The sequence below is a fragment of the Plesiomonas shigelloides genome (assembly GCF_900087055.1).
GTDB lineage: Bacteria > Pseudomonadota > Gammaproteobacteria > Enterobacterales > CAMTGL01 > Plesiomonas > Plesiomonas shigelloides.
Window position 1 is genome coordinate 1362746 of sequence record NZ_LT575468.1, and the last position, 22093, is coordinate 1384838.

Genomic DNA, 22093 nt, shown 5'->3' on the forward strand with positions numbered 1-22093 from the left:
GATGCGTTGATACGTTGATGTGTATCAGTATTAGCGTCTGGTTATTTGTAGACCGGTAACAGATTAAACATCGCCAGAATTTGCACAATCAGGTTGGTCAGACCGAACAGCAAGACCAAAATGATGCCAGCATTGCCACCCGGCGCACGGTAATCCGGGCTGCCAAATTGTTTGCGGCTAGCACGCGCCATCATCGCTGGAATAATTGCAGCCCAGATAGCGGCAGCCAGTCCGGCAAAGCCAATCGCGTAGATAAAGCCGTCTGGGAACATCAGGCCACCAATGGTTGGCGGCAGGAAGGTCACCACCGCGGTCTTGGTGCGGCCTAATAAGCTGTCGTCAAACTTCAGCAGGTCAGCAATATAGTCGAACAGACCCAGCGTCACCCCAAGAAACGAGCTGGCAACGGCCATGTAAGAGAACGCAGTCAGCAGTTTGTCGATAGTCTGGGTCGATACCACGCCACTTAACGCACTCAGCAAGTTACCTATGTTGCCGCCCTGACCAATAATGCCCTTAAACTCCTCGCGCGAAATGTTGCCGAGGATAGACAGCTGCCACAACACATAAATGACCAGCGCAATCAGCGTACCGAACAGCAAGCTTTTCACCACCGAGCCGGAGTCTTTGCCATAGTATTTGACCAAGCTCGGTACGTTACCGTGGTAACCGAAGGAGGCCAGACAGTAAGGCAGTGCCGCCAGAGCAAATGGCAGGTAGCTTGCATCAGCATCGCCAGTATTAAACAAAATCGCCGGTTGTACGTGTTGGATCAGATCAAAGGTGGATAGCAAAAAGGTGATCACCATGCCGCCGATCAAGACGGTGGTCAGGCGGTCTACCGCTTTGGTGGAGATCCAGACGAAGAAGGCCAATCCCAATGCAAACAGCAAACCGGCGGCGGTTTGGTTCATGCTGATCCCAAACGCGGCATTCAGGGTATGGCTGATAATCGAGCCACCGCCCGAGATGTAGGCGTAGGTCAGAATATAGAGCACGAACGCAACGGTCAGACCGTTAACCACATTCCAGCCTTTTCCCAGCAGCCCTTTGACCATAGTGTCAAAGCTCGCGCCGACTTTGTAGTTCAGGTTGGCTTCTAAGATCATCAGGCCTGACAGATACATGCACAGCCAGGTAAACAACAAGATCACCACGGAGCCGGTAAACCAGACACCGGCAGTTACGACTGGGAGGGAGAACATCCCGGCACCTACAGCGGTTCCGGCAATGATCATGGCGCCGCCTAATACGGAGGGACGTTTTGCCATGGTTGGTGTGATGACCTCTTGCTGACTCATAGACACATTCCTTATGAAAATACGACTGGATACTGAGTGTCCGTCTTTGTGTACTAGCATAATAGTGCGCGGTGGCGAGGGATGTAAACAGATATTTTAATTAATCCGCACGTTATGCAACTTCGCGCGCCACTTTATGTCAAAAAAATAGTGCAATGTCGTGCTAGATTCGCTTTGCGAAATAAGTCCGCCAGAGACTTATTCAGAATATAAGCCGTTTATATTTTGAAATCTCACGTCACCAAAAAGAAACGTTGTGTTTTATTTTTGGCGTTAAGCTGAATTAGAGTCACTATGAAGTTGATCACTCAAGTTAACCTTCCGGTTGTTTGTAATCGGTATTTTTATGTGTTTCGCTGTGTGATGGCAAAACTGAGGAGTCAGGTTGCAATGAAAGTTAGAAAATGTCAGCGTCTGTGCCAGTATTGCATGAAGAACGGAACAGTATCACCGTTGAAAAAGTTGGATGAGCTGTGGTGTGATGTGTTTGTGTGTCACTCCTGCTTCCGCCAATTTGCCGATTGAGGATGCGACTTTTCGGATGTCATTGAATCTCTGATTCAGTACGGGTACCGGGATGTACCCCCTTAGCTCACCAAGCCTTACCTTCCATCTCAATTTCTTTCCTGTTTTGATTTTTATCTTATTCCTCCTTTGGTTATCCCACTTTGTTGTTTATCTCTGTATGGTCAGGTTGCGGTTACGACAGGCTGTTTTCTGTGTGCTTTGATGCAGTTAGCGCTGTACTTGCACCTGTGTGCTCGGAGGACTGCTCAGGTGGCAAAGAGATTTACAGCCGCGCAGAGATCAGGCAGATTGAAAGGAAGGCACTTTGCCGGTTGGGTGTAAATCGCAGTATTTAGGGACAGGATGTAAAGATAATGACTTATCAGAATGATGATATAAGAATAAAGGAAATCAAAGAGTTACTTCCACCGGTTGCGTTGCTGGAGAAGTTTGCTGTTACTGATAAGGCTGCGGAAACGGTGTTTAATGCGCGTCAGGCGATTCATCAGATTTTGCAAAGTGAAGACGACCGCCTGCTGGTGGTGATTGGCCCTTGTTCCATTCATGATACGGCTGCTGCGCTGGAATACAGCAAACGGCTGTTAGAGCTGCGCGAAGAGCTGTCTGATGATTTGGAAGTGGTGATGCGGGTGTATTTTGAAAAGCCGCGTACCACGGTGGGTTGGAAAGGGCTGATTAACGATCCGTATCTGGACGACAGTTACCAGATTAATGACGGCCTGCGCATTGCCCGTAAGCTGTTGTTGGACATCAATGATTTAGGTATGCCAACCGCGGGCGAGTTTTTGGATATGATCACGCCGCAATATATGGCGGACTTGATGAGTTGGGGCGCGATCGGGGCACGAACAACAGAATCACAAGTTCATCGTGAGCTGGCCTCTGGCCTATCGTGTCCGGTTGGCTTTAAAAATGGCACCGATGGCACCATCAAAGTGGCGATTGATGCGATCGCCGCGGCAGGCTCTTCGCACCATTTCTTGTCGGTGACCAAGTTTGGTCATTCAGCGATTGTGTCGACGGCGGGTAATCAAGATTGCCACATTATTCTGCGTGGCGGTAAAGAACCGAATTACAGTGCCGCTCATGTCAGCGTGGTGCTGCGTGAACTGGAGAAAAACGGTCTACCACCGAAAGTGATGATTGATTTTAGCCATGCCAACAGTGCTAAACAGTATCAACGTCAAAATGCGGTGGCTGAGGACGTAGGGGCGCAGATCGCGGCTGGTCAGCAGGCGATTTTCGGGGTGATGACTGAAAGTCATCTGGTGGAAGGTCGTCAGGAGCTGGTGCCGGGTCAGCCGTTAACGTTTGGTCAGAGTATCACCGATGCCTGTATTGGCTGGGATGATACCGAGAATGTCCTGCGTCATCTGGCGGCCTCGGTACGCGCTCGTCGTGCGAGTAAATAATTTTTCCTCCCACAGGGATTTTTCCCGCATGTAACTCGCGGAGTGTGTCGGGCGTCAGTGATCGATTCAATCTGACATAGACACACTCCGTTGTTCTTCTTGTTTTGCATTGTTTGTTGGGCAAAGCGGTCTGTCTGCGCGATGGCTGCGCTGAAAACTGAACTTGAGACTGAACTTAAAACAGATCCGACGACAATCACCGGTACGGCCTGTTACAATCCGCGCGAATTTATCCTTGGAGCGTAGGCAAACGTGCTACTTCTCATTTTGACCACCGTGTTGTGGGCTTTCTCATTTAGTCTGATTGGCGTTTATCTGGCCGGTCAGGTGGATACGTGGTTCTCGGTATTGATGCGCGTGCTGTTGGCGCTGCTGGTGATGCTGCCGTTTTTGCGCCCACGTTTGGTGCCGATGCGCGATCGGCTGACGCTCATGGCGTTAGGGGCTTGCCAGCTTGGGATCATGTATCTGTTTTACTACCATGCCTTTTTATTGTTGACGGTGCCGGAAGTGGTGCTGTTTACCATCCTCACGCCGCTGTATGTCACGCTGATCTACGATTTGCTGCAACGCCGTTTTAGTCGCGGTTATTTTGTGAGTGCAGCATTGGCAGTCGCCGGTGCTTTGGTGATCCGCTATGGCGCGGTCAGCAGCCAGTTTGTTTTGGGTTTTTTGGTGGTGCAGGCCGCCAATATTTGTTTTGCCATCGGCCAAGTGGGCTATAAATACTGGGTTGAACGGCAGCCGCAGCCAATTTCCCAACATGCGGTATTTGCTTGGTTTTATGCCGGTGCGTCGGTAGTGGGGGTGATCGCATTTGCACTATTTGGCGATCTCAGCCGCTTGCCGCATACGCCAGTGCAGTGGGGTGTTCTCATGTGGTTAGGGCTGGTGGCTTCAGGTTTGGGATACTTTATGTGGAATAAAGGCGCGACCCAAGTGGATACCGGTACGTTGGCGGTGATGAATAATGCGTTGGTCCCCGCCGGATTGCTGGTGAATTTTGCGCTCTGGAATCAGCATCCTGATTGGTTACGTTTAGCCGCTGGAGGTATTTTGATCCTGCTTTCGCTGCAAGTAAGCCGCTATTTTCGCTTACGTTCAGCGCCAGTGACCTGATCACTCTCTAGGCCTGCTTGGCGAGGAGATGCTCGGTAAGCGGTGTACGAGCTGATACATGACAGAAGAAAACCGGCGTTAGACGCCGGTTTTCCCTTTCTAAAAAGACTGCTTTTTTCTATCTCTTTATCTCTTTCTCTAGTGATTTCTCGATCTATTTAGTTATCGGTATCTTTATGGAGTGCGTTGTTTTTCCATCAACATAGAGCCTTACACCGCGCGGCAATGTGGCAAAAAGGCGGTTTGCTCACGCGCACAGTGCAGGAAATGGCTGATCGCCGGATCGCTGCGTTCATTTTCCCTGACTGCCAGATATAAGCGCCGCCACAACCCTTTATCACCAATCTGGCGGCTACAGAGCAGCCCTTGCTGTTCGGCATCGAAGGCTGCCCAATGCGGCAGTGCGGCGATCCCCATACCTGCCGCCACCATTTGCAATTGCAGCAGCGTATTCTCGACCGGTTTGAGTGTTGGCGTAATTTGCGCTGGTTGCAACACGTAGCGCCAGATATCCAAACGCTGTTTGGGTACGGGATAGACCAGCAGACGCTCATCTTGCAGTTCTGCCGCATCAACAGTGGCGTGAGTGGCTAAACGATGATGTGGCGCCATGACCCAGCGGATCTCGAAATCAAACAGTGGGGCATAGTAGATCCGCGCGCGCGCTTGCACATCGCTGGAGATCACCATATCGAGCTCACCTTGCAGCAATCGTGGCTGCGGATCAAAAGCGGTGGCAGCCGTAAAACGCACCTCGGTTTGCGGGGCTTCTTGCCCGAAACGAGTAAGCGTCGGCATGAGCCATTGAATGCAGCTATGGCACTCAATCGCCAATGCCAGCGCTGGGCGCGGCGCGGTGTTGTGCTGACGTAGCGCCTCTTCAACCAGACTGACTTGCGGCAAGATTGAGCTCGCCAGTGTCAGCAGTTGCTCTCCTTGCGGCGTAAATTTTACCGGCCTTGTTTTTCGGATAAACAGAGGATGGCCGAGCCGTTGTTCTAGCTCATTGAGTTGGTGAGATAGGGCCGATTGAGTCTGATGCAGCTGCTGCGCGGCGGCGGTGAGGCTTCCGCTATCGCGCAGGGTTTGCAGCGTTCTGAGATGGCGCAGCTCGATCATGGTGTTGCGTCTCCCTGACCAAATAAGGCTCATCATGAATTTCGCTCATGATGCACATGAATAACTTCCGTTTGTTGGTTTTACCATAACCGTGAATTATAGATGTGTAAACATCTGGACGGCTAAATGGAGTTAAGCATGAGTATTCATAGTCATACCCTCGGATTTCCGCGTATTGGATTGCATCGCGAGCTGAAAAAAGCATTAGAGCAGTATTGGGCCGGTGAGATTGAGCAGGCTGCATTATTGGCATGTGGTCAACAATTACGAGCGCGTCACTGGGCATTGCAAAAAGAGGCGGGTGTCGATTTACTGCCGGTGGGTGATTTTGCTTGGTATGACCATGTATTGGGTACCAGTTTGATGGTGGGCAATGTGCCACAGCGACATTTGCGCCCTGATGGTCGCATCGATTTGGATACGCTATTTCGTGTCGCGCGTGGCCGTGCGCCGTCAGGCCACCAAGCGGCAGCGGGTGAGATGACTAAGTGGTTTAATACTAACTATCACTACATCGTGCCGGAATTCTATCAAGGGCAGAAATTCTACCCTGCATGGACGCAGCTGTTGGATGAAACCGATGAAGCGTTGCAGGCAGGACACTCGGTAAAACCGGTATTACTGGGGCCGCTGACGTATTTATGGCTGGGGAAAACTAAAGGCGAGCCGTTTGATCGCTTGAGTTTGTTGCCTTCATTGCTGGCGGTTTATCAGCAGGTCTTAGCGCAATTAGCAGCTAAAGGCGTTGAATGGGTGCAAATCGATGAACCTGCATTGGTGCTGGATTTACCGGTGCAGTGGTTGGCTGCCTATCAGCAGGCTTATCGTCAGCTGGCCGGTAAAACGCCAAAACTGCTGCTCACGACCTATTTTGGCAGCATTGCGCATCAGTTGGATGCACTGACCGATCTGCCGGTCGCCGGTTGGCATTTAGATGCGGTGGCGGGAAGTGCCGATTTAGCGCAAGTGATCGCCGCATTACCTGCTGATCGTGTGATTTCTCTGGGCGTGATTAACGGGCGTAACGTGTGGCGTGCCGATTTGGCGCAGTGTTGGCAACATTTGCAACTCTTGCTGCCACAGTTAACGGGTCGTTTGTGGCTTGGCACATCTTGCTCACTGCTGCATTCACCGGTCGATTTACTGGCCGAAACGGTGCTGGATGCCGAAGTGTATAGCTGGTTGGCATTCGCTCGGCAAAAGTGCCAAGAGTTGGGATTATTGACTCAAGCCTTAAACCAACCGGCGGATGTTCAGCTGCAGACTTTGTTACTTGAGTACAGCGCGCCGGTGCAGGCGCGACGCACGTCGGTTCGGGTGAATAATGCGCAGGTTCAAGCGCGGGTCGCGGCCTTACAACCGCATGACGCTGAGCGAAACTCCGCCTATCCGGTTCGCGCACAGGCACAAAAGCAACGTTTCCCTTTGCCGCTATGGCCAACCACGACGATCGGCTCATTCCCACAAACCGGTGAGATCCGAGCGTTGCGGCGTGACTACAAAAAAGGCAGCTTGTCTGCGCAAGCCTACCGTGAAGGCTTACAAGCCGAAATTGCCCGTGCGATTGCAGAGCAAGAAGCGCTTGGGTTGGATGTGCTGGTGCATGGCGAGGCTGAGCGTAATGACATGGTGGAGTATTTTGGCGAGTTGCTGGAAGGTTTTGCTTTTACTCGCAATGGCTGGGTGCAAAGTTACGGCTCGCGCTGCGTGAAACCGCCGATTGTGGTAGGCGACATTTCCCGTCCGGCACCGATGACGGTCGCGTGGAGTGAATATGCGCAGTCGCTGACCGACAAACCGGTGAAGGGCATGCTGACAGGTCCGGTGACGATTTTGTGCTGGTCATTTCCGCGCGAAGATGTGGATCGCAAAACGATTGCGTTGCAATTGGCCTTAGCATTACGCGATGAGGTGATTGATTTGGAAAAAGCCGGAATCGGCATTATCCAGATAGATGAACCGGCGCTGCGTGAAGGATTGCCGTTGCGAGAATCGGCACATGCTGAGTATCTGCAATGGGCTGTCGATGCATTTCGTATCACCGCAGCCGGTGTGGCCGACGATACACAAATTCACACCCACATGTGTTATTGCGAATTTAACGATGTGATGGCATCGATCGCCGCGCTTGATGCGGATGTGATCACCATCGAAACCTCGCGCTCTGATATGGATTTGCTGGATGCATTTGAGCACTTTTCTTACCCGAATGAGATTGGCCCTGGGGTGTATGATATCCATTCACCAAATGTCCCACCCGTGGAGTGGATTCAGGATTTGCTGCGCAAAGCGGCCGAGAAAATTCCACCAGCGCGGCTGTGGGTTAACCCTGATTGTGGCTTGAAGACGCGGGGCTGGGAAGAGACGCGCTTGGCGCTGGCCAACATGGTGCAAGCGGCACGTGAGTTGCGCGCAGAGTACCCGTCATAATCGCTGTTGTTATCAAAGTTATAAAAAGGGATTATTGCTGATAACTGACCCCGTGGTGTCAATGGCGACATCACGGGGTCATTGTTTTATGCGCTTGCGCTAGGCTGAATTGGCTGTTGTGTTCAGAGCTTCTGAAGGGGCTTAATGTCGCCACCACAAAGATCCTGCCACCATCAGTACGCAGATAATGGTTTCCGCATGACTGCCGGTGCGAAAGTTAAGTAGCGGCAAACGAAAGCGCTGTTTGACCGGCCAGAATAGCGGGACACCAGCGGGGGTGAGGGCGTCGCCCAGCAAATGACTCAGATAACCGACAATAAACGCATCGACCATGCCAACCGGCACGGGAACGCTGGCGGGCAGTTTATACAGCAGACACCATAACGCCAACGCAACGGCCAACAGACTGTGCGTAAAACCGCGATGGCCGAAAACCTTCGCAATAGGCACAGAAATCCAGCGTAGATGTTGGCCTAAAAAAGAGCGTGGATGATCAATGTCCGGCAGCAAGGAGCCCAGCAAGGTCGCCGGAATGGCATGCCACCAATCGAGGTGCACCAGTTCGGGGGGGATCCCAGCTTTTTTGGCCAGAACGATACAAGCAACAGAAAACAGCAGATGCCCTTGAGCCGTCATGATGATAACAACAGTATGCAGGAAAATGACTGGATATATTATCAGTGGTTTTGCAGATGTATAGGTGCCGGATGTGCTATGGGTGAAAAATATGTGCGACAGCTGAAAAAATAACCGGTCGCAGCGCAACCGGTTATGACGAGAGGTTAAATGACGCCGATGTTTTAGGTTAGCGTTTGAGCACGCTCACCATGTAACGGCCGTCGTCGTGCGGGTGACAACCGTGGATATCGGTTTCAAAGCCCGGATAGTGGCGTCCGATTTCCACCAGCATTTTCAAGAATTCCAATACCGGTTTACTTTCCTCGGTCACCATTTCCCCCGGCATAATCAACGGTACGCCCGGTGGATAAGGCAGGATCATGTTGGCGTTGATTTTTCCCACCATATCCTCCAATGGCACTTCCACCGTGTTGCCTTGCAGCACTTCTTGGAACGCCTGATAAGGCGGGATCACCATCTGCGGCAGCACTTCAAACGCATGGAACATAATCTTCGGCAGATCATGTTTAATGGTCAGTTTGTGAATGCCCTGTGCCAGCTCTTGGATCCGCATATCTTTGTAAAAGTGCGGTGAATCCGCATGCAGGGAAGGCAGCATGGTTTTCACTTTCAGGTTCAGATCGTAACCGCGTTTAAAGTCGGTCAGGCCGCGCAGCAGCTGCATCGCTTTAGGCTTATCGATACCGATACTGAACAAGAACAGAATGTTATACGGGCCGGTTTTTTCAACGATAATGCCTTGTTCATCCAGGAATTTAGACACCAGCGCGGCTGGAATACCGGTTTCTTCCAGATTGCCGTCTTTATCTAACCCAGGGGTCAGGATAGTGACTTTAATCGGGTCGAGGTACATGTGGTCGGCATCGATATCTTTGAAGCCGTGCCACTTATCGTTTGGACTGAGGTTCCAGCACTCGGCATCTTGAATTTCATCCGGCTGCCACACATCAAAGAACCAAGTGTCGGATTCCGCCCGCAGCTTTTTGATCTCTTTACGAAAGCGCACCGCACGCTGTACCGAGGCGTCAATCAAGGCGCGTCCGGTATTGCCTTTCATCATCGCAGCGGCGGTTTCGGTGGAGGCCACGATCCCGTAATGTGGCGAGGTTGAGGTGTGCATCATAAAGGCTTCGTTGAAGATCTCTTTATCCACGTCACCTTTAATGTGGATCATCGAGGCTTGTGAGAATGCTGCCAGCAATTTGTGGGTTGACTGGGTTTCATACACCACTTTACCCGGAATACCGCCGCCGCTCATGCCGTACTTGCCCTGATAGATCGGGTGGAAGTTGGTGTAAGGCACCCAAGCACTGTCAAAGTGGATGAACTTGGTATCGAGTGTATCTTTGATAAAGCCGGTGTTATACAGCAGACCGTCATAGGTACTGTTGGTCACAACCGCATAGATAGGCCACTGCGCATTTGGCGTGGTTTTGATCTTGGCTTCGATGGTTTCGCGCTTGAACTCGCTTTGCGGGATCCCACCGAGAATGCCGTAGGCATTACGGGTCGGGCGGAAATAAATCGGCGTGACGTTGCTCATCATCATGAGGTGGGTCAGCGACTTATGGCAGTTACGGTCAATCAGTACGGTACTGCCTGATGGGGCAGAGAACATGCCGACAATTTTGTTGGCGGTTGAGGTACCGTTGGTGACGATGTAGCTGGCATCGGCGTTAAAGACCCGCGCGATGTACTCTTCTGCTTCTTTGTGCGGACCGGAGTGATCCAAGAGTGAACCCAATTCGGCGACGGAGATCGAGATATCCGCTTTCAGGGTATTTGCACCGTAGAAGTCGTAGAAAATGCTGCCGACGGGGCTTTTCAGGTAGGCGGTGCCGCCCATGTGTCCGGGTGTACAGAAGGTGTACTTACCGTCATGTACATATTTAAACAGCGCCTTGGTTAATGGCGGCAGAATGCGGTCAACGTATTCGTCGCGTTTTTGTCCGATTTTCAATGCGATATCATCTGCGATATCCAGATGATATTCGAAGAAACTTAAATTCAACCGCAAGTGGCCAAGTTTAATATCCAGTACGGAATTATTATTGGCAAAGGCATGCAGCGGTAAATTCTCGTTTATGGCACTGATATCTTTGCACAGATCCAAGCCATATTTATCCCAGTCGAAAATAACACCACAAATCCGCGGGTTATTTTCGATAACTTTTAATAAGTCAGCCGCATCGGAAGGATAAATAACATGGAATCCGCGTTTTTGGAGTTCAATGTCGAGCTCTTGTAATGGCGCTTCTTTAAAGTAGGCATCCACATTACTTAAAATGGCAACGATGTTCATCTAAATCCCTCGCATGTTTATGGCGGCCTGAATCAGGCCGCCGGTATAAACGTAATTTCCGGATTTACATTTACGCTTGTGGCTGTTTAGCGGCTTCGCGTTTTGCCACTTTGCGGACATAAAACATTAAGATAATCAGGGAAACGATAAAGGTGCCGGCCAGAGGGCCTTGTTCACCACCGGCCAGCGCGATGAAACAGAAGGCACTACCCAGCACACCGGCAGCCAGACTGAGCATGTTCTTCACGTTTGCGCCTTCCATCCGGATCAGGTTGATACAGGAGTAGAAGTACGGCAGCATGGTCAGCAGTACCGCGATGCTGGTGATTTGAGTAAACAGGTTGGCTGCGCTGCCGCCTTGGGCGCCTAAGAAGGCCACCAGAATCATCAGTACAGTCATTTTGATTGAGGCCAGAATCAGCCCTTTACGTGGAATGCCTGATTCAGACATTTCACCGTACACGGCTGGGAAGTTACCGTCTTTCGCCGCACGCGCACCGGCTTGACCTACCAGCATCATCCACGAACCCAGGGACGTTAAGCAGGCCAGAGCGGTAAACAGAGATACCACTCCGTTAGCCCAGTTACCGACCATCAAAGAGGCCGCCATACCAAACGGTGCACCGGATTTAGCCAACTCTTCAGCTGGGAACATGCCGCTAATCGCTTGCGTTGCCGCGATGTACACGATACCGGCTAAGGCCGTACCCAGCATGGTTGCCAGGGGCACAGTACGCTTCGGATTATCCACCAACCCGGTACTTACAGAGGCTGATTCCACCCCGATAAAGGCCCACAGACACAGAATAACGGCCTGAGTAATTGCGGTTGAATCAGGTTTCGCCGAGACGTTCCAGCTGGCGGCATAGGTGTGTGGATCGAACCAGAACCAGCCAAACAGCGCGGTACCCACAACTGGGATCAACACCAGTACGACGCCCATGGTAGTCAGTCGGCTGACGAAGCCACCGCCTAACAGGTTGACGAAAGTAAAGAACCAAACAATCGCGATCGACGCGATAGCGGCAGGGATGTGTTCGTTCAGAATAGGGAAGAAGGTGGACAGGTAGGATACCGCCGTGATGGCGATCGCCAAGTTACCGATCCAGTTCGCATGGTAGTAAAGAACCCCGGTTTGGAAACCGAAAATCGGGGCGACTTCACCGGCATACGCTACCGGACCACCGGCTTGCGGGTTGGTGGTGGCCATCCGTGCATAAACATAAGCCAGGGCCAGTGCACCCACCAGTGAAATCATCCAGCTGAAAATGGTAATTGAACCGTATGCAGCCAGACTGGAGGGCAATAATGCGATACCACTGCCCATCATATTACCGGCGACAAGGCCGGTACAGGCAATTAAGCCTATTCTTTTGGTGCTATCAGATGACATATATGCGCTCCGGTTTCATTTTTCGTTAATACATGAATCGTCCTGCGTTTGTGATCGCCGAAATAAATACATTACGTCATATATACGGAGCGCGAATGACTCCGTAAGTAGGCTTTGTTTTAAAATCCGGTATGTTAACCAGACTCTTGTCAGAAAAATTAGCGTGCTTTTATTTGGCGCTATCAAAAGCGTGTACGATGAACCTGTTTTTTGCAAAGCGGAATGCAAATAAATAATTATGAGTGTCAGGTTTTAAAGTGATACCAAGTGTTGCGTTATTTAATTAAATGGTGTTTCGGTAAAATGCCCAGCCTTGTTTTTATTATCATTTATCCAATATGTGACTTTATTTGCTTAAATGTCTTATATATTGCTGGTGGTGTGTATTGTCACGTGAGGCTTGCTGATTTTGTTCTTCCTACCTGTGTTGTACGTGGCGCTTGAGCGGGGTGTAAAACGGTATTGCGATGTTAGGGGATTACCCAGCAAAAGCGGTGACAACTCGTGCCAAATCGAGTCAGACCGCGGGTTCGATGATGGCGTGCTGAGAAGTGCAACGTTGTGCAAGGGCGATTTAACCTCCAATAGGCTCATCTAAAGCAGGGGCATTGGCGGTAATCGATAGCCAATGAGTCAGAAAATATACAAAAGACTGTATATCTGGGTAAATTTACAGTGTTTCCCTTTAAACGTGATGGCAGGTGGTTATAATCGTCAGCCAACTTTGTCCATACGTGATTTTCTGCTGTAACCCTCATGACCACACACACATCTGCGCCGGTGCGATTCCCGAAAGAATGGTTCGCGCTAACAATTGTTTACAGTTTTACCGGTGCCGCGATCTTGGCTTCGATAATTTTTTCCCTGCTGCTGTTTTTATCCATCGACAATAATCCGTTGATGAAATGGCTGTTCGGGGCGCTGGCTGTTATTTTCGAGCTGGGTAAGTTTTATGTCTGGTATGAGTTTGGCGAACGGCGCGCGCGTCGGGATGTCAGCGGCGCGCTTTCGGCGCTGGTGTTCTATTCCATCCTCGCGGCAATTTCTATTGGCGGCAGTATCGGCGGTATTAACAGCGCCACCAATACGGCACTGAACATTCAGGCGCAGCACCAACGCGAAACCGCACGTTATGATGAGCAGATTGCCGCGATTGAGCGACAGATCAAACTCAACGAAACCGCGGCGATGAAGTATATCGAGCTGGATCGAATTTCTAGCGGCGTGAAGCGAATGCAAGAGGCGAATACCGCCTTGCGTTTGCAGCAAGATAAACTGCGATTGGAGCGTGATGCGCGTCCGGTGAGTGAGCAATCGTCAATGCTGGGGCTGATGAGCAGTCTGGCGGATGGCCTGCATTGGTCTGTGGCGCAAGTGCAATTTGCGCTGGTGTGTTTTTTGTCGCTGCTGCTGGATGTGTTTGCAGCCTTTTTTGTCGGCTTGATTGGTGAGGAAAATCGCTTCCGTCGCCGCTGGCTGGCAGAACAACAAGAAAAAACGCGGCAAGCTGAGCGAGATGCCGCAAACACCGCCGAATTACCTCAGCCGGAGCCTGAATTACCGCCGGAGCCGGTGTTAACGCCGTTTGAGCGGGTGCGCGATGCACTGCTCAATGGTCATTTGCGCTGCAGTAAAAAGCAGGTGGCGCAAGAGCTGCAATTGCCGCCCGAGCATGTGGACAGCATTTTCCACCAGCTGATGGAGCAGGGGATTTTAGGCCAGCGGCCAAATCGGCACTATTATGTCAACGATATGTCACTGACATGATGTAAACGCCGCTTAGCGCACTGAAGGTATGATGCGCTGAATACACGTCTGCCGTATGGCAGCGCGGAACTTGGAGCCGGACGCAGCCATGCTGTTTCCGGCTTTTTGCTGCCGGCGTCTAGAGCCGTATAGGCCGAGCAAGAATGGCCACGATGACAACACGATTATTCACGGACTTTAAAGCCGAGAATGCGTATAATAGACCACAATTTTTCTTGAAATCAGAGACACGATGAAAGCATTGTTTGCAACAACAGCCCGGGGATTGGAAGAACTGCTGAAAACGGAGCTGGAGAGCCTCGGAGCACAAGAGTGTAAGCTGACACAAGGCGGCGTACATTTCAAAGGGGACATGGCAACCATGTACCGCAGCATGATGTGGAGCCGTCTGGCATCCCGTATTTTGCTGCCTCTGGCGACCTTCAAGGTGTTCAGCGAGCTGGATCTTTACCTCGGGGCAGGCAGTGTGAGCTGGCAGGATATGTTCGATGTGAACGATACCTTCGCCGTTGATTTTACCGGTACCAACAATGAAATCCGTAATAGCCAATTTGGTGCGGTACGGGTTAAAGATGCGATTGTTGACCACTTCAGCCGTAAAACCGGCCAGCGCCCGAATGTTGAGCGTCAGGATGCGGATATCCGTATCAACGTGTACTTAAACCGTGATGAAGCGGTGATGTCACTGGATTTGTGCGGCGACAGTCTGCACCAGCGTGGCTACCGTGACCGTACCGGTGCGGCGCCATTGAAAGAAAACTTGGCGGCGGCGCTGGTGCTGCGCTCTGGCTGGCAGATTGGTACACCGCTGGTGGATCCTATGTGCGGCTCGGGGACATTGCTGATTGAAGCGGCGATGATGGCGGCGGATGTCGCGCCAGCATTGTGGCGTGAGCAGTGGGGCTTTTTAGCGTGGAAAGGCCACGACCGCGATATTTGGAAATCAATTCGTGATGAAGCGCAGGCGCGTGCACATGCAGGGATCAGCCGTACCGAGCCGCTGTTCTTCGGTATCGATAACGATCAGCGCGTGATTGACCGTGCGAAAACCAACATCCGTAATGCCGGCCTGAATCGTCTGATTAGCGTTGGACGTGCCGATGCGGTTGCGTTGGAAAATCCACTGACCGCAGAGCAAAAAGCCGCGGGCGTACGCGGTACGGTATTGTCTAACCCGCCGTACGGTGAGCGTTTGGGCTCGGTGCCAGCGCTGATTGCCCTGCATACCGTGTTTGGTCGTCGTTTGAAGCAGCAATTCCCTGGCTGGCGTTTATCCTTGTTCAGTGGCGCGCCTGAGTTGCTGAGCTGTCTGCAGATGCGTGCTGAGCGTCAGTTCAAGGCTAAAAACGGCCCGTTGGACTGTGTGCAGAAGAACTACCAAATCGCTGAACAAACACAAGATAGCGCGCCGACGTCGTTCAAAGGGGCGGAAGATTTCGCTAACCGTCTGCGCAAGAACATCAAAAAACTCGACAAGTGGGCGGAGAAAGAAGGTCTGGAAGCCTACCGTCTGTATGACGCCGACTTGCCCGATTACAACGTGGCGATTGACCGCTACCTTGATCATATCGTGATCAACGAATACGCCGCGCCAAAAGACATCGATGAGCAAAAAGCCCGTCATCGCCTGTTTGATCTGGTGGTGGCAGTACTGGATGTCACCGGTGTGGAAGCGGACAAAATTATCCTGAAAGTCCGTGAGCGTAAAAAAGGCAGCAGCCAGTACGAGAAGATGGCGGAAAAAGGCGAGTACTTCGTGGTGCACGAATACAATGCCAGCCTGTGGGTCAACCTGACCGATTATCTGGATACCGGTCTGTTCCTTGACCACCGTCTGACTCGTCGCATGTTGGGCGAAATGGCGCAGGGCAAGCGTTTCCTGAACCTGTTCTCCTACACCGGCAGTGCCACTGTGCATGCGGCATTAGGCGGCGCGCGCAGTACCACCACCGTGGATCTGTCCAACACCTATCTGAACTGGGCTGAGCAGAACCTGATCCTGAACGATATTCGCGGTAATCACCGCCTGATTCAGGCCGATTGCTTGCGCTGGTTGGAAAATGCGGATGAGCAGTTTGATCTGATCTTTATCGATCCGCCAACCTTCTCGAACTCCAAGCGTATGGAAGATTCGTTTGATGTGCAGCGCGATCACCTAAAACTGATGGAGCATCTTAAGCGTCTGTTGGCGGCGGGTGGAACCTTGGTGTTCTCCAACAACAAACGCGGTTTCAAGATGGATATGGAAGGCATGGCGGAGCTGGGCTTGGAAGCGGAAAACATTACCGCTCGCTCTCAGTCACCGGATTTCTCCCGTAACAAGCATATCCACAACTGCTGGCTGATCCGCCACAAAGCGTAACACAGCAACACTGACGATGCCGGACTCGTAGGATTCCGGCATCGTGCCAATTCAAGGATGTATTCATGCCATATCGGCTTTACCACACGGAGTTTTGCCATCTTTGTGAGATGGCGTGGGCACTGATTGTTCAGGCTGGCCTTGCGCCAGACTGTGAACAGATTGATATCGCGGGAGACGAGGCGCTGGAAGCTGACTATGGCATCCGCATCCCGGTATTACGCGATCCGGCTGGCCGGGAATTGGGCTGGCCGTTTGATTTACAACGATTACAGGAGTGGTTAGCCCATGGCGCTGATTAACCTCACCGGCGCATACCTTTCTTACAGCGATGCGCCGCTGCTGGATCATACCGAACTGCATATTGAGCCGAACGAGCGGGTTTGTTTAGTTGGCCGTAACGGAGCCGGTAAGTCGACCCTGATGAAAGTGCTGGCTGGCGAGCAAAAGCTTGATGATGGCCGCCTGCAGGTGCAGCAAGATGTTGTGGTTGCGCGTTTGGAGCAAGATCCACCGCGTGATGCGCAAGGCAGCGTGTTTGACTATGTCGCCGAAGGCGTAGAAAAAGTTGCTCAGCAACTCAAAGATTACCACGACATTTCGCTGAAGATTGCTACTGATCCGTCAGAGCAGAATCTGGCGAAAATGGCTCGTTTGCAAGAAGCGCTGGATCACTGCGATGGCTGGCGTTTTGAAAGCCGCATTCATCAGGTGATGGAACAGCTCAATCTGAAAGAGGATATGGCGCTGTCAGAGCTCTCTGGCGGTTGGCTGCGTAAAGCGGCGCTGGCGCGTGCGCTGGTTTCTGATCCTGATGTACTGCTGCTGGATGAACCGACCAACCACTTGGATGTGGATACTATTCGCTGGTTAGAATCCTTCCTCAAAGAGTATAAGGGCAGCATTGTCTTTATCTCCCACGACCGTGCGTTCATTCGTAACATGGCAACGCGCATTGTCGATCTGGATCGTGGCATTCTGGTGTCATGGCCGGGCGATTACGACAAATATCTGGAAGGCAAAGAAGAAGCCTTGCGGGTAGAAGAGCAGCAAAACGCCGAGTTCGATAAACGTCTGGCGCAGGAAGAGGTGTGGATTCGTCAGGGGATCAAAGCGCGTCGTACCCGTAACGAAGGTCGGGTGCGGGCACTGAAAGCCTTACGTCGCGAGCGTGCGGAGCGTCGTGAAGTGATGGGCACCTCGCGCATCCAAGTGGATGACGTTTCTCGCTCCGGCAAAATTGTCTTCGAGCTGGAAAATGCGGGCTACGAAGTGGATGGCAAAGTTCTGCTGAAGAACTTCACCACCACCATCATGCGTGGCGATAAGATTGCACTGGTAGGGCCTAACGGTTGCGGGAAAACCACGCTGATCAAATTGCTGCTGGGTGAGTTGCAGCCCACCACTGGCACCGTGCGTTGCGGGACTAAGCTCGATGTGGCGTATTTTGACCAGTATCGCGCTGAGTTAGACCCAGAAAAAACCGTGATGGACAACGTGGCAGAGGGCAAGCAAGAAGTGATGGTAGCGGGCAAACCGCGTCATATTCTGGGCTATCTGCAAGATTTTCTGTTCCATCCACGTCGTGCCATGACGCCAGTCAAAGCGTTGTCCGGTGGTGAGCGTAACCGTCTGTTGTTGGCGAAGTTGCTGCTCAAACCGAACAATCTGCTGATCCTCGATGAACCAACCAACGATCTGGACATTGAAACGCTGGAGCTGTTGGAAGAGTTGTTGGCTGAATACCAAGGCACGCTGCTGCTGGTGAGCCACGATCGTCAGTTTGTTGATAACACCGTGACAACGTGCTGGATGTTTGAAGGGGATGGTCAGGTTTCCGAGTATGTCGGTGGCTACCATGACTCGCGTCAGCAGCAAGAAGCGGTGTTCGCCACCCGCGCGGCGCAGCAGCCGAAAGCGGCAGCCAAGCCAGCAGAAGAAGCCAAGCCTGTGGCCGAAAAGCCGCGTCGTACAAGCGCGACGGTGCGTTTGAGCTATAAGCAACAACGCGAGCTTGATGAGTTGCCAGCGTTACTGGAGCAGTACGAAACCCGTATCGCCGAATTGCAGGCTGAGGTGGAAAATCCAGAATTTTTCCAAAAACCGCATCAGGAAACATCCCGCGTGCTGAATGAATTGGCTGAAGTAGAGCAAAAGCTCGAAACGGCTTTTGAGCGTTGGGAAGAGCTGGAAAATGTCAAAAACAACAGCTAGTACAGAATAACTGACTGAATCTGTAACGGTTCTTTCGCTAATCTGTCATCAGGCCATCATACTCAGCAATCATGCTGAACGGTATGATGGCCTTTTTCTTTTTCGCTTCCCCGTGTCAGGCCTCACAAAAGCTGAATTGGCCTGAATTTTGCGCGTTGAATTCATCCCATGATTGTTCAATTCTTAGAGGGGAGGAGTTACTCCTCTTCTGAGTCTTCCGTACCAACATGAGGGAAACCTGAATGAAGAGACAAAAACGGGATCGTTTGGAACGTGCTCATTCACGTGGTTACTTTGCTGGATTAGAAGGGCGTTCGAAAGAGCTTTGCCCGTATCAAACTCTTGATGCGCGATCACATTGGTTAGGCGGTTGGCGCGAAGCAATGGAAGACAGAACGTCAAATGGTATTAAATAGGGCTGCCGGTATCGGAGAATAATTTACACCGGATATCACCCCGGCTGCCCTCAGAACATGCTCTTAGGACAGTCGTGACAGAGCAGTGACAGTAGTCCGCAGCCGGAATCAGTTAATCAGACATACCACGGGCACTCAGGGAGTGCCCTTTTTGTTGCTTGGGTTTTGTTGATTAAGCTATTGGTTGCTTAAGATTGGTCGCTTAAGAATTGAGATTGCGCTGGCGACGTTTTTGCCAGTTGCGCGTGACCGAGTAACGCCAGATCCCGCGAATAGCAAAATACCCCACGATGGCGGCCACAATCCCACAGACAAAGCTGCCCAACAAGAATGGAGTAAACAGGTGCGAGAAGTGTCGCATCATCCACTCAGTCGTGAAATGTACTTCACCGGTGAACGGCGGTGTACCTAAGATCCAAGAGCCGACTTTATACGCACAATAGAAAATAGGCGGCATGGTCACGGGGTTGGTCAGCCACACCAGTGCGACCGATAACGGCAAATTGACCCGCAGCAAAATAGCGCCCGCCGCCGCCAACAGCATTTGGCATGGCAACGGAATGAATGCAACAAACAGTCCGACTGCAAAAGCGCCGGAAGCAGATCGACGATTCAGATTCCACAGGTTGGCATGGTGCAGCCAGCGGTTAAGAATACGCAGGCTTTTGTGGTTCTGCATCGCCTCCTGTGAGGGCAGGTATTTCTGAATAAACTGTTTAAGCATGGTCACACACCGTTGAAACGATTTCTTATACTGGATACTGCCGCCGTTGCGGTTATTGCCGGAACTTTGCCTTTAGTGTGGCTCAATGCTTTACCCTCGTGGTTACTGCTGCTCGGGCTATTACCCCTGTTATTGTTCAGGTTGTTCCCGTCACCGGCCGCGCGTGGTGCGCTGCTGATTCTGGGGGTGTCCTTTATAGGGGCAATAACCGAGGCGCGTCAATTCTTGAATGAGAGTCAGCAGCTAAAATCTGACGCCGGTTATATTACCATCATTGCACAGATTAAAAGTCCCCTCCTTAAACGAAATGACAGTCGAGCAAAAAATCCACCGCGCGCACCGAGTACGGCGTCGTTAACCGAGCCTAAAGAGCGTCCGATTTTGGTGGAAGTCCTCTCGGGCACAGGTTTAGCAAAGCCTTTTTTGGCGCGATTGAGCGTATTACAGCCATTACCGATGCAAGCCGGTGAGCGTTGGCAATTACAGGTTAAGTTGCGTCCGCTTTCTGGGCGAGAGAATGAAGGCGGGTTTGATGCGCAGCGTTGGATGATTTCCGAGCATATCTTAGCGACCGGCTTAATCAAGCAGGGGAAACGTATCGGTGGTGAGCCCGATTTACGCCAGCGCTTGATCAGTCTTAGCCTGCAACAGATGGCCGATTTACCCAATCAGGATGTACTGCTGGCGCTGGCTTTCGGTGAGCGCAGCATGATATCTGATGTGCGTTGGCAAGTGTTTCAGTACAGCGGCATTGCACATTTGATGGCAATTTCCGGATTACATGTGCTGTTTGCCGGTTTGTGCGGCTTTATTCTGTGTCGTTTGGCGCAGTGGTGTCTGCCGATGCGTTGGATGACGCCCTTGTTTCCGTTACTTGGCTCAGCGCTGGCGGCAGGCATCTACGTGTGGCTGGCCGGTGGTAATTTACCGGCACAGCGCACTCTGTTTGCCCTGATACTCGTATTAGCGGCGCGCTGTTTACGTTGGCAATGGCGGCCAGTGACGTTACTGCTGGTGGTGATGGCTCTCTTGCTGCTGATTGACCCACTCACTGTGTTATCGGATAGCTTTTGGCTTTCCTGTTTGGCGGTGAGCGTGTTGCTGGTATTGGGGCATTTCTTTCCGTTGCCGCCATCCCTTAAGCACCATCGCTGGCTGCGCGTACCCGCCGAATGGTTGCATATTCAACTGGGGTTGACTCTGTTATTGGCGCCGGTGCAATTGGCGATGTTTCATGGGCTACCGTTGCAAAGCTTGTTAGCCAATGTGCTGGCTATTCCCCTGATCACCTTTGTGACGGTTCCACTTTTGTTACTGGCGTTACTCATCAGTGCATTGCCGGTGGTGGCAAGTGTCTGCTGGTTATTGGCGGATATCAGTATTCGAGCGCTGTGGCCGGTCGTTACGCCACTGGCCGAGCAGTGGCAATGGTTACCGGCGCTCAGCGTACCGTTAAGTTTGGCGTTGTTAGCGGGCGTAATGCTCTGGCGTTTGGGATTACACCGCAGCGCGCCAGTCGCCAGCGTGTTGCTGGTGGTGCTACTGCTGTTGCCGCTGGCTCGGCGTGAACCCTTATGGCGCGTGGATATGTTGGATATTGGCCAAGGGCTAGCGATGGTGCTGAGCCGCAATGGGCATGCGATTGTCTACGATACCGGTAGCAGTTGGGATGGCGGTAGTATGGCGACCTTGACGCTACTGCCTTTTTTGCGTTGGCATGGCCTGAGGCTAGACGGCATTATTCTCTCACATCAGGATAACGACCATGCCGGCGGTTTGCCGGACTTACAGCGTGCTTATCCCGATGCTTGGCTGCGTTTATCCGGCTCGGTACGCGGGGCAGGGGCGTGTCATCGGGGGCTTAACTGGCAGTGGCAGGGCCTTGGGATCCAACCGTTATGGCCATTGCAACAGGTGACGAAAGCCGGTAACACCGATTCGTGCACCTTGCTGGTGACCGATGGGCGCTTTCGTGTATTGCTGACGGGCGATATTGATGCCGCTGGCGAGGCGCAGCTTGTGCAGCAGTCAGTGCAAAAGGGCAGCGATATCCGCGCGGATATCATGACCATTCCCCATCATGGTAGTCGCTCCTCATCCACTTTAGCTTTCTTGCAGGCAGTACAACCACAGGCGGCATTGGTGTCGGCAGGACGCTTTAATCAGTGGCGGCATCCGCGGGCAGAAATCTTAGCGCGTTATCAGCAACAGCAGATCCCCGTGTGGAATACCATTGATAATGGGCAGATTAGCGTTCATTTTTTCCCCGACCGTTACCAAATCCTGACCCATCGCAGGAATATTTCGCCGGTTTGGTATCGCCAGCTATTTGGCGCACTCCGATCAAACGGTTAGAATAGCCCGCTA

16 protein-coding genes are annotated in these 22093 nt (G+C 51.9%); 10 read left to right on the forward strand and 6 right to left on the reverse strand.

The annotated features are described in order from the left end of the window. Positions 1-41: 41 nt before the first annotated feature. Positions 42-1301 carry a tryptophan permease gene (mtr, locus tag NCTC9997_RS05960; RefSeq protein WP_064977560.1) on the reverse strand — a complete coding sequence of 420 codons (1260 nt, stop codon included), beginning with the start codon at positions 1299-1301 and terminating at the stop codon, positions 42-44. A 390-nt stretch (positions 1302-1691) separates the two neighbouring features. Here mtr and NCTC9997_RS15385 point away from each other — a divergent pair, with 390 nt between their 5' ends. The 3 genes from NCTC9997_RS15385 to NCTC9997_RS05970 all read left to right on the forward strand — a co-directional run bounded on the left by NCTC9997_RS15385 (position 1692) and on the right by NCTC9997_RS05970 (position 4360). Beyond that, complete coding sequence (locus tag NCTC9997_RS15385; protein ID WP_255698230.1) at positions 1692-1826, forward strand: hypothetical protein; 135 nt, start codon at positions 1692-1694, stop codon at positions 1824-1826. A gap of 356 nt (positions 1827-2182) precedes the next feature. Next, entirely contained in the window at positions 2183-3241 is a 1059-nt protein-coding gene (aroG, locus tag NCTC9997_RS05965; RefSeq protein WP_064977561.1) for a 3-deoxy-7-phosphoheptulonate synthase AroG, read from the forward strand. Between the two features lie 252 nt (positions 3242-3493). Beyond that, a complete protein-coding gene (locus tag NCTC9997_RS05970) occupies positions 3494-4360 on the forward strand; it encodes a carboxylate/amino acid/amine transporter (protein ID WP_047707698.1) in 867 nt (288 codons plus the stop codon). Positions 4361-4570: 210 nt separating this feature from the next. Here the strand turns inward: NCTC9997_RS05970 and NCTC9997_RS05975 are convergent, their stop codons facing one another. Next, positions 4571-5479 carry a LysR substrate-binding domain-containing protein gene (locus NCTC9997_RS05975; RefSeq protein WP_064977562.1) on the reverse strand — a complete coding sequence of 303 codons (909 nt, stop codon included), beginning with the start codon at positions 5477-5479 and terminating at the stop codon, positions 4571-4573. A 138-nt stretch (positions 5480-5617) separates the two neighbouring features. Here NCTC9997_RS05975 and metE point away from each other — a divergent pair, with 138 nt between their 5' ends. Continuing rightward, positions 5618-7909, forward strand: coding sequence for a 5-methyltetrahydropteroyltriglutamate--homocysteine S-methyltransferase (gene metE, locus NCTC9997_RS05980; protein ID WP_064977563.1), 2292 nt, complete (start codon positions 5618-5620; stop codon positions 7907-7909). Between the two features lie 141 nt (positions 7910-8050). Here the strand turns inward: metE and NCTC9997_RS05985 are convergent, their stop codons facing one another. From NCTC9997_RS05985 to cadB, 3 genes are all read right to left on the reverse strand, one after another. Further along, positions 8051-8545: a metal-dependent hydrolase gene (locus NCTC9997_RS05985; protein ID WP_064977564.1), complete on the reverse strand. Its 495-nt coding sequence runs from the start codon at positions 8543-8545 to the stop codon at positions 8051-8053. A gap of 169 nt (positions 8546-8714) precedes the next feature. After that, positions 8715-10850: a lysine decarboxylase gene (cadA, locus tag NCTC9997_RS05990; protein ID WP_039045352.1), complete on the reverse strand. Its 2136-nt coding sequence runs from the start codon at positions 10848-10850 to the stop codon at positions 8715-8717. A 70-nt stretch (positions 10851-10920) separates the two neighbouring features. Then, positions 10921-12243: a cadaverine/lysine antiporter gene (cadB, locus tag NCTC9997_RS05995; protein WP_010861845.1), complete on the reverse strand. Its 1323-nt coding sequence runs from the start codon at positions 12241-12243 to the stop codon at positions 10921-10923. 843 nt (positions 12244-13086) lie between these two features. On the opposite strand from cadB, the gene NCTC9997_RS06000 reads away from it, so the two are divergent. The 5 genes from NCTC9997_RS06000 to rmf all read left to right on the forward strand — a co-directional run bounded on the left by NCTC9997_RS06000 (position 13087) and on the right by rmf (position 19002). Then, positions 13087-14010, forward strand: a complete 924-nt coding sequence (locus NCTC9997_RS06000; RefSeq protein WP_197665246.1) for a hypothetical protein — start codon at positions 13087-13089, stop codon at positions 14008-14010. A 232-nt stretch (positions 14011-14242) separates the two neighbouring features. After that, entirely contained in the window at positions 14243-16372 is a 2130-nt protein-coding gene (gene rlmKL / locus NCTC9997_RS06005) for a bifunctional 23S rRNA (guanine(2069)-N(7))-methyltransferase RlmK/23S rRNA (guanine(2445)-N(2))-methyltransferase RlmL (protein WP_010861843.1), read from the forward strand. Positions 16373-16437: 65 nt separating this feature from the next. Then, on the forward strand, positions 16438-16674 hold the full coding sequence (locus NCTC9997_RS06010) for a glutaredoxin family protein (protein WP_036768499.1): 237 nt from the start codon (positions 16438-16440) through the stop codon (positions 16672-16674). Further along, positions 16661-18586, forward strand: coding sequence for an ABC transporter ATP-binding protein (locus tag NCTC9997_RS06015; protein ID WP_064977566.1), 1926 nt, complete (start codon positions 16661-16663; stop codon positions 18584-18586). The genes NCTC9997_RS06010 and NCTC9997_RS06015 overlap by 14 nt, the downstream gene beginning before the upstream one ends. Before the next feature lie 242 nt (positions 18587-18828). After that, positions 18829-19002 (forward strand): ribosome modulation factor, encoded by a 174-nt coding sequence (gene rmf, locus NCTC9997_RS06020; RefSeq protein ID WP_010861840.1) that lies wholly within the window; start codon positions 18829-18831, stop codon positions 19000-19002. Between the two features lie 202 nt (positions 19003-19204). On the opposite strand, the gene NCTC9997_RS06025 is transcribed toward rmf, so the two are convergent. Continuing rightward, entirely contained in the window at positions 19205-19726 is a 522-nt protein-coding gene (locus NCTC9997_RS06025) for a DUF2062 domain-containing protein (protein WP_010861839.1), read from the reverse strand. Between the two features lie 12 nt (positions 19727-19738). Between NCTC9997_RS06025 and NCTC9997_RS06030 the strand changes: the two genes are divergently transcribed. After that, on the forward strand, positions 19739-22081 hold the full coding sequence (locus NCTC9997_RS06030) for a DNA internalization-related competence protein ComEC/Rec2 (protein ID WP_167550125.1): 2343 nt from the start codon (positions 19739-19741) through the stop codon (positions 22079-22081). The last annotated feature ends 12 nt before the right edge of the window (positions 22082-22093 follow it).

What these genes read in the sequence shown, in the direction of transcription:
- mtr (WP_064977560.1), bottom strand. Translation starts at nt 1,301, where the DNA reads ATGAGTCAGCAAGAGGTCATCACACCAACCATGGCAAAACGTCCCTCC.
- NCTC9997_RS06010 (WP_036768499.1), top strand. Translation starts at nt 16,438, where the DNA reads ATGCCATATCGGCTTTACCACACGGAGTTTTGCCATCTTTGTGAGATG.
- NCTC9997_RS06015 (WP_064977566.1), top strand. Translation starts at nt 16,661, where the DNA reads ATGGCGCTGATTAACCTCACCGGCGCATACCTTTCTTACAGCGATGCG.
- NCTC9997_RS05985 (WP_064977564.1), bottom strand. Translation starts at nt 8,545, where the DNA reads ATGACGGCTCAAGGGCATCTGCTGTTTTCTGTTGCTTGTATCGTTCTG.
- NCTC9997_RS05975 (WP_064977562.1), bottom strand. Translation starts at nt 5,479, where the DNA reads ATGATCGAGCTGCGCCATCTCAGAACGCTGCAAACCCTGCGCGATAGC.
- cadA (WP_039045352.1), bottom strand. Translation starts at nt 10,850, where the DNA reads ATGAACATCGTTGCCATTTTAAGTAATGTGGATGCCTACTTTAAAGAA.
- aroG (WP_064977561.1), top strand. Translation starts at nt 2,183, where the DNA reads ATGACTTATCAGAATGATGATATAAGAATAAAGGAAATCAAAGAGTTA.
- cadB (WP_010861845.1), bottom strand. Translation starts at nt 12,243, where the DNA reads ATGTCATCTGATAGCACCAAAAGAATAGGCTTAATTGCCTGTACCGGC.
- rlmKL (WP_010861843.1), top strand. Translation starts at nt 14,243, where the DNA reads ATGAAAGCATTGTTTGCAACAACAGCCCGGGGATTGGAAGAACTGCTG.
- NCTC9997_RS15385 (WP_255698230.1), top strand. Translation starts at nt 1,692, where the DNA reads ATGAAAGTTAGAAAATGTCAGCGTCTGTGCCAGTATTGCATGAAGAAC.
- NCTC9997_RS06025 (WP_010861839.1), bottom strand. Translation starts at nt 19,726, where the DNA reads ATGCTTAAACAGTTTATTCAGAAATACCTGCCCTCACAGGAGGCGATG.
- rmf (WP_010861840.1), top strand. Translation starts at nt 18,829, where the DNA reads ATGAAGAGACAAAAACGGGATCGTTTGGAACGTGCTCATTCACGTGGT.
- metE (WP_064977563.1), top strand. Translation starts at nt 5,618, where the DNA reads ATGAGTATTCATAGTCATACCCTCGGATTTCCGCGTATTGGATTGCAT.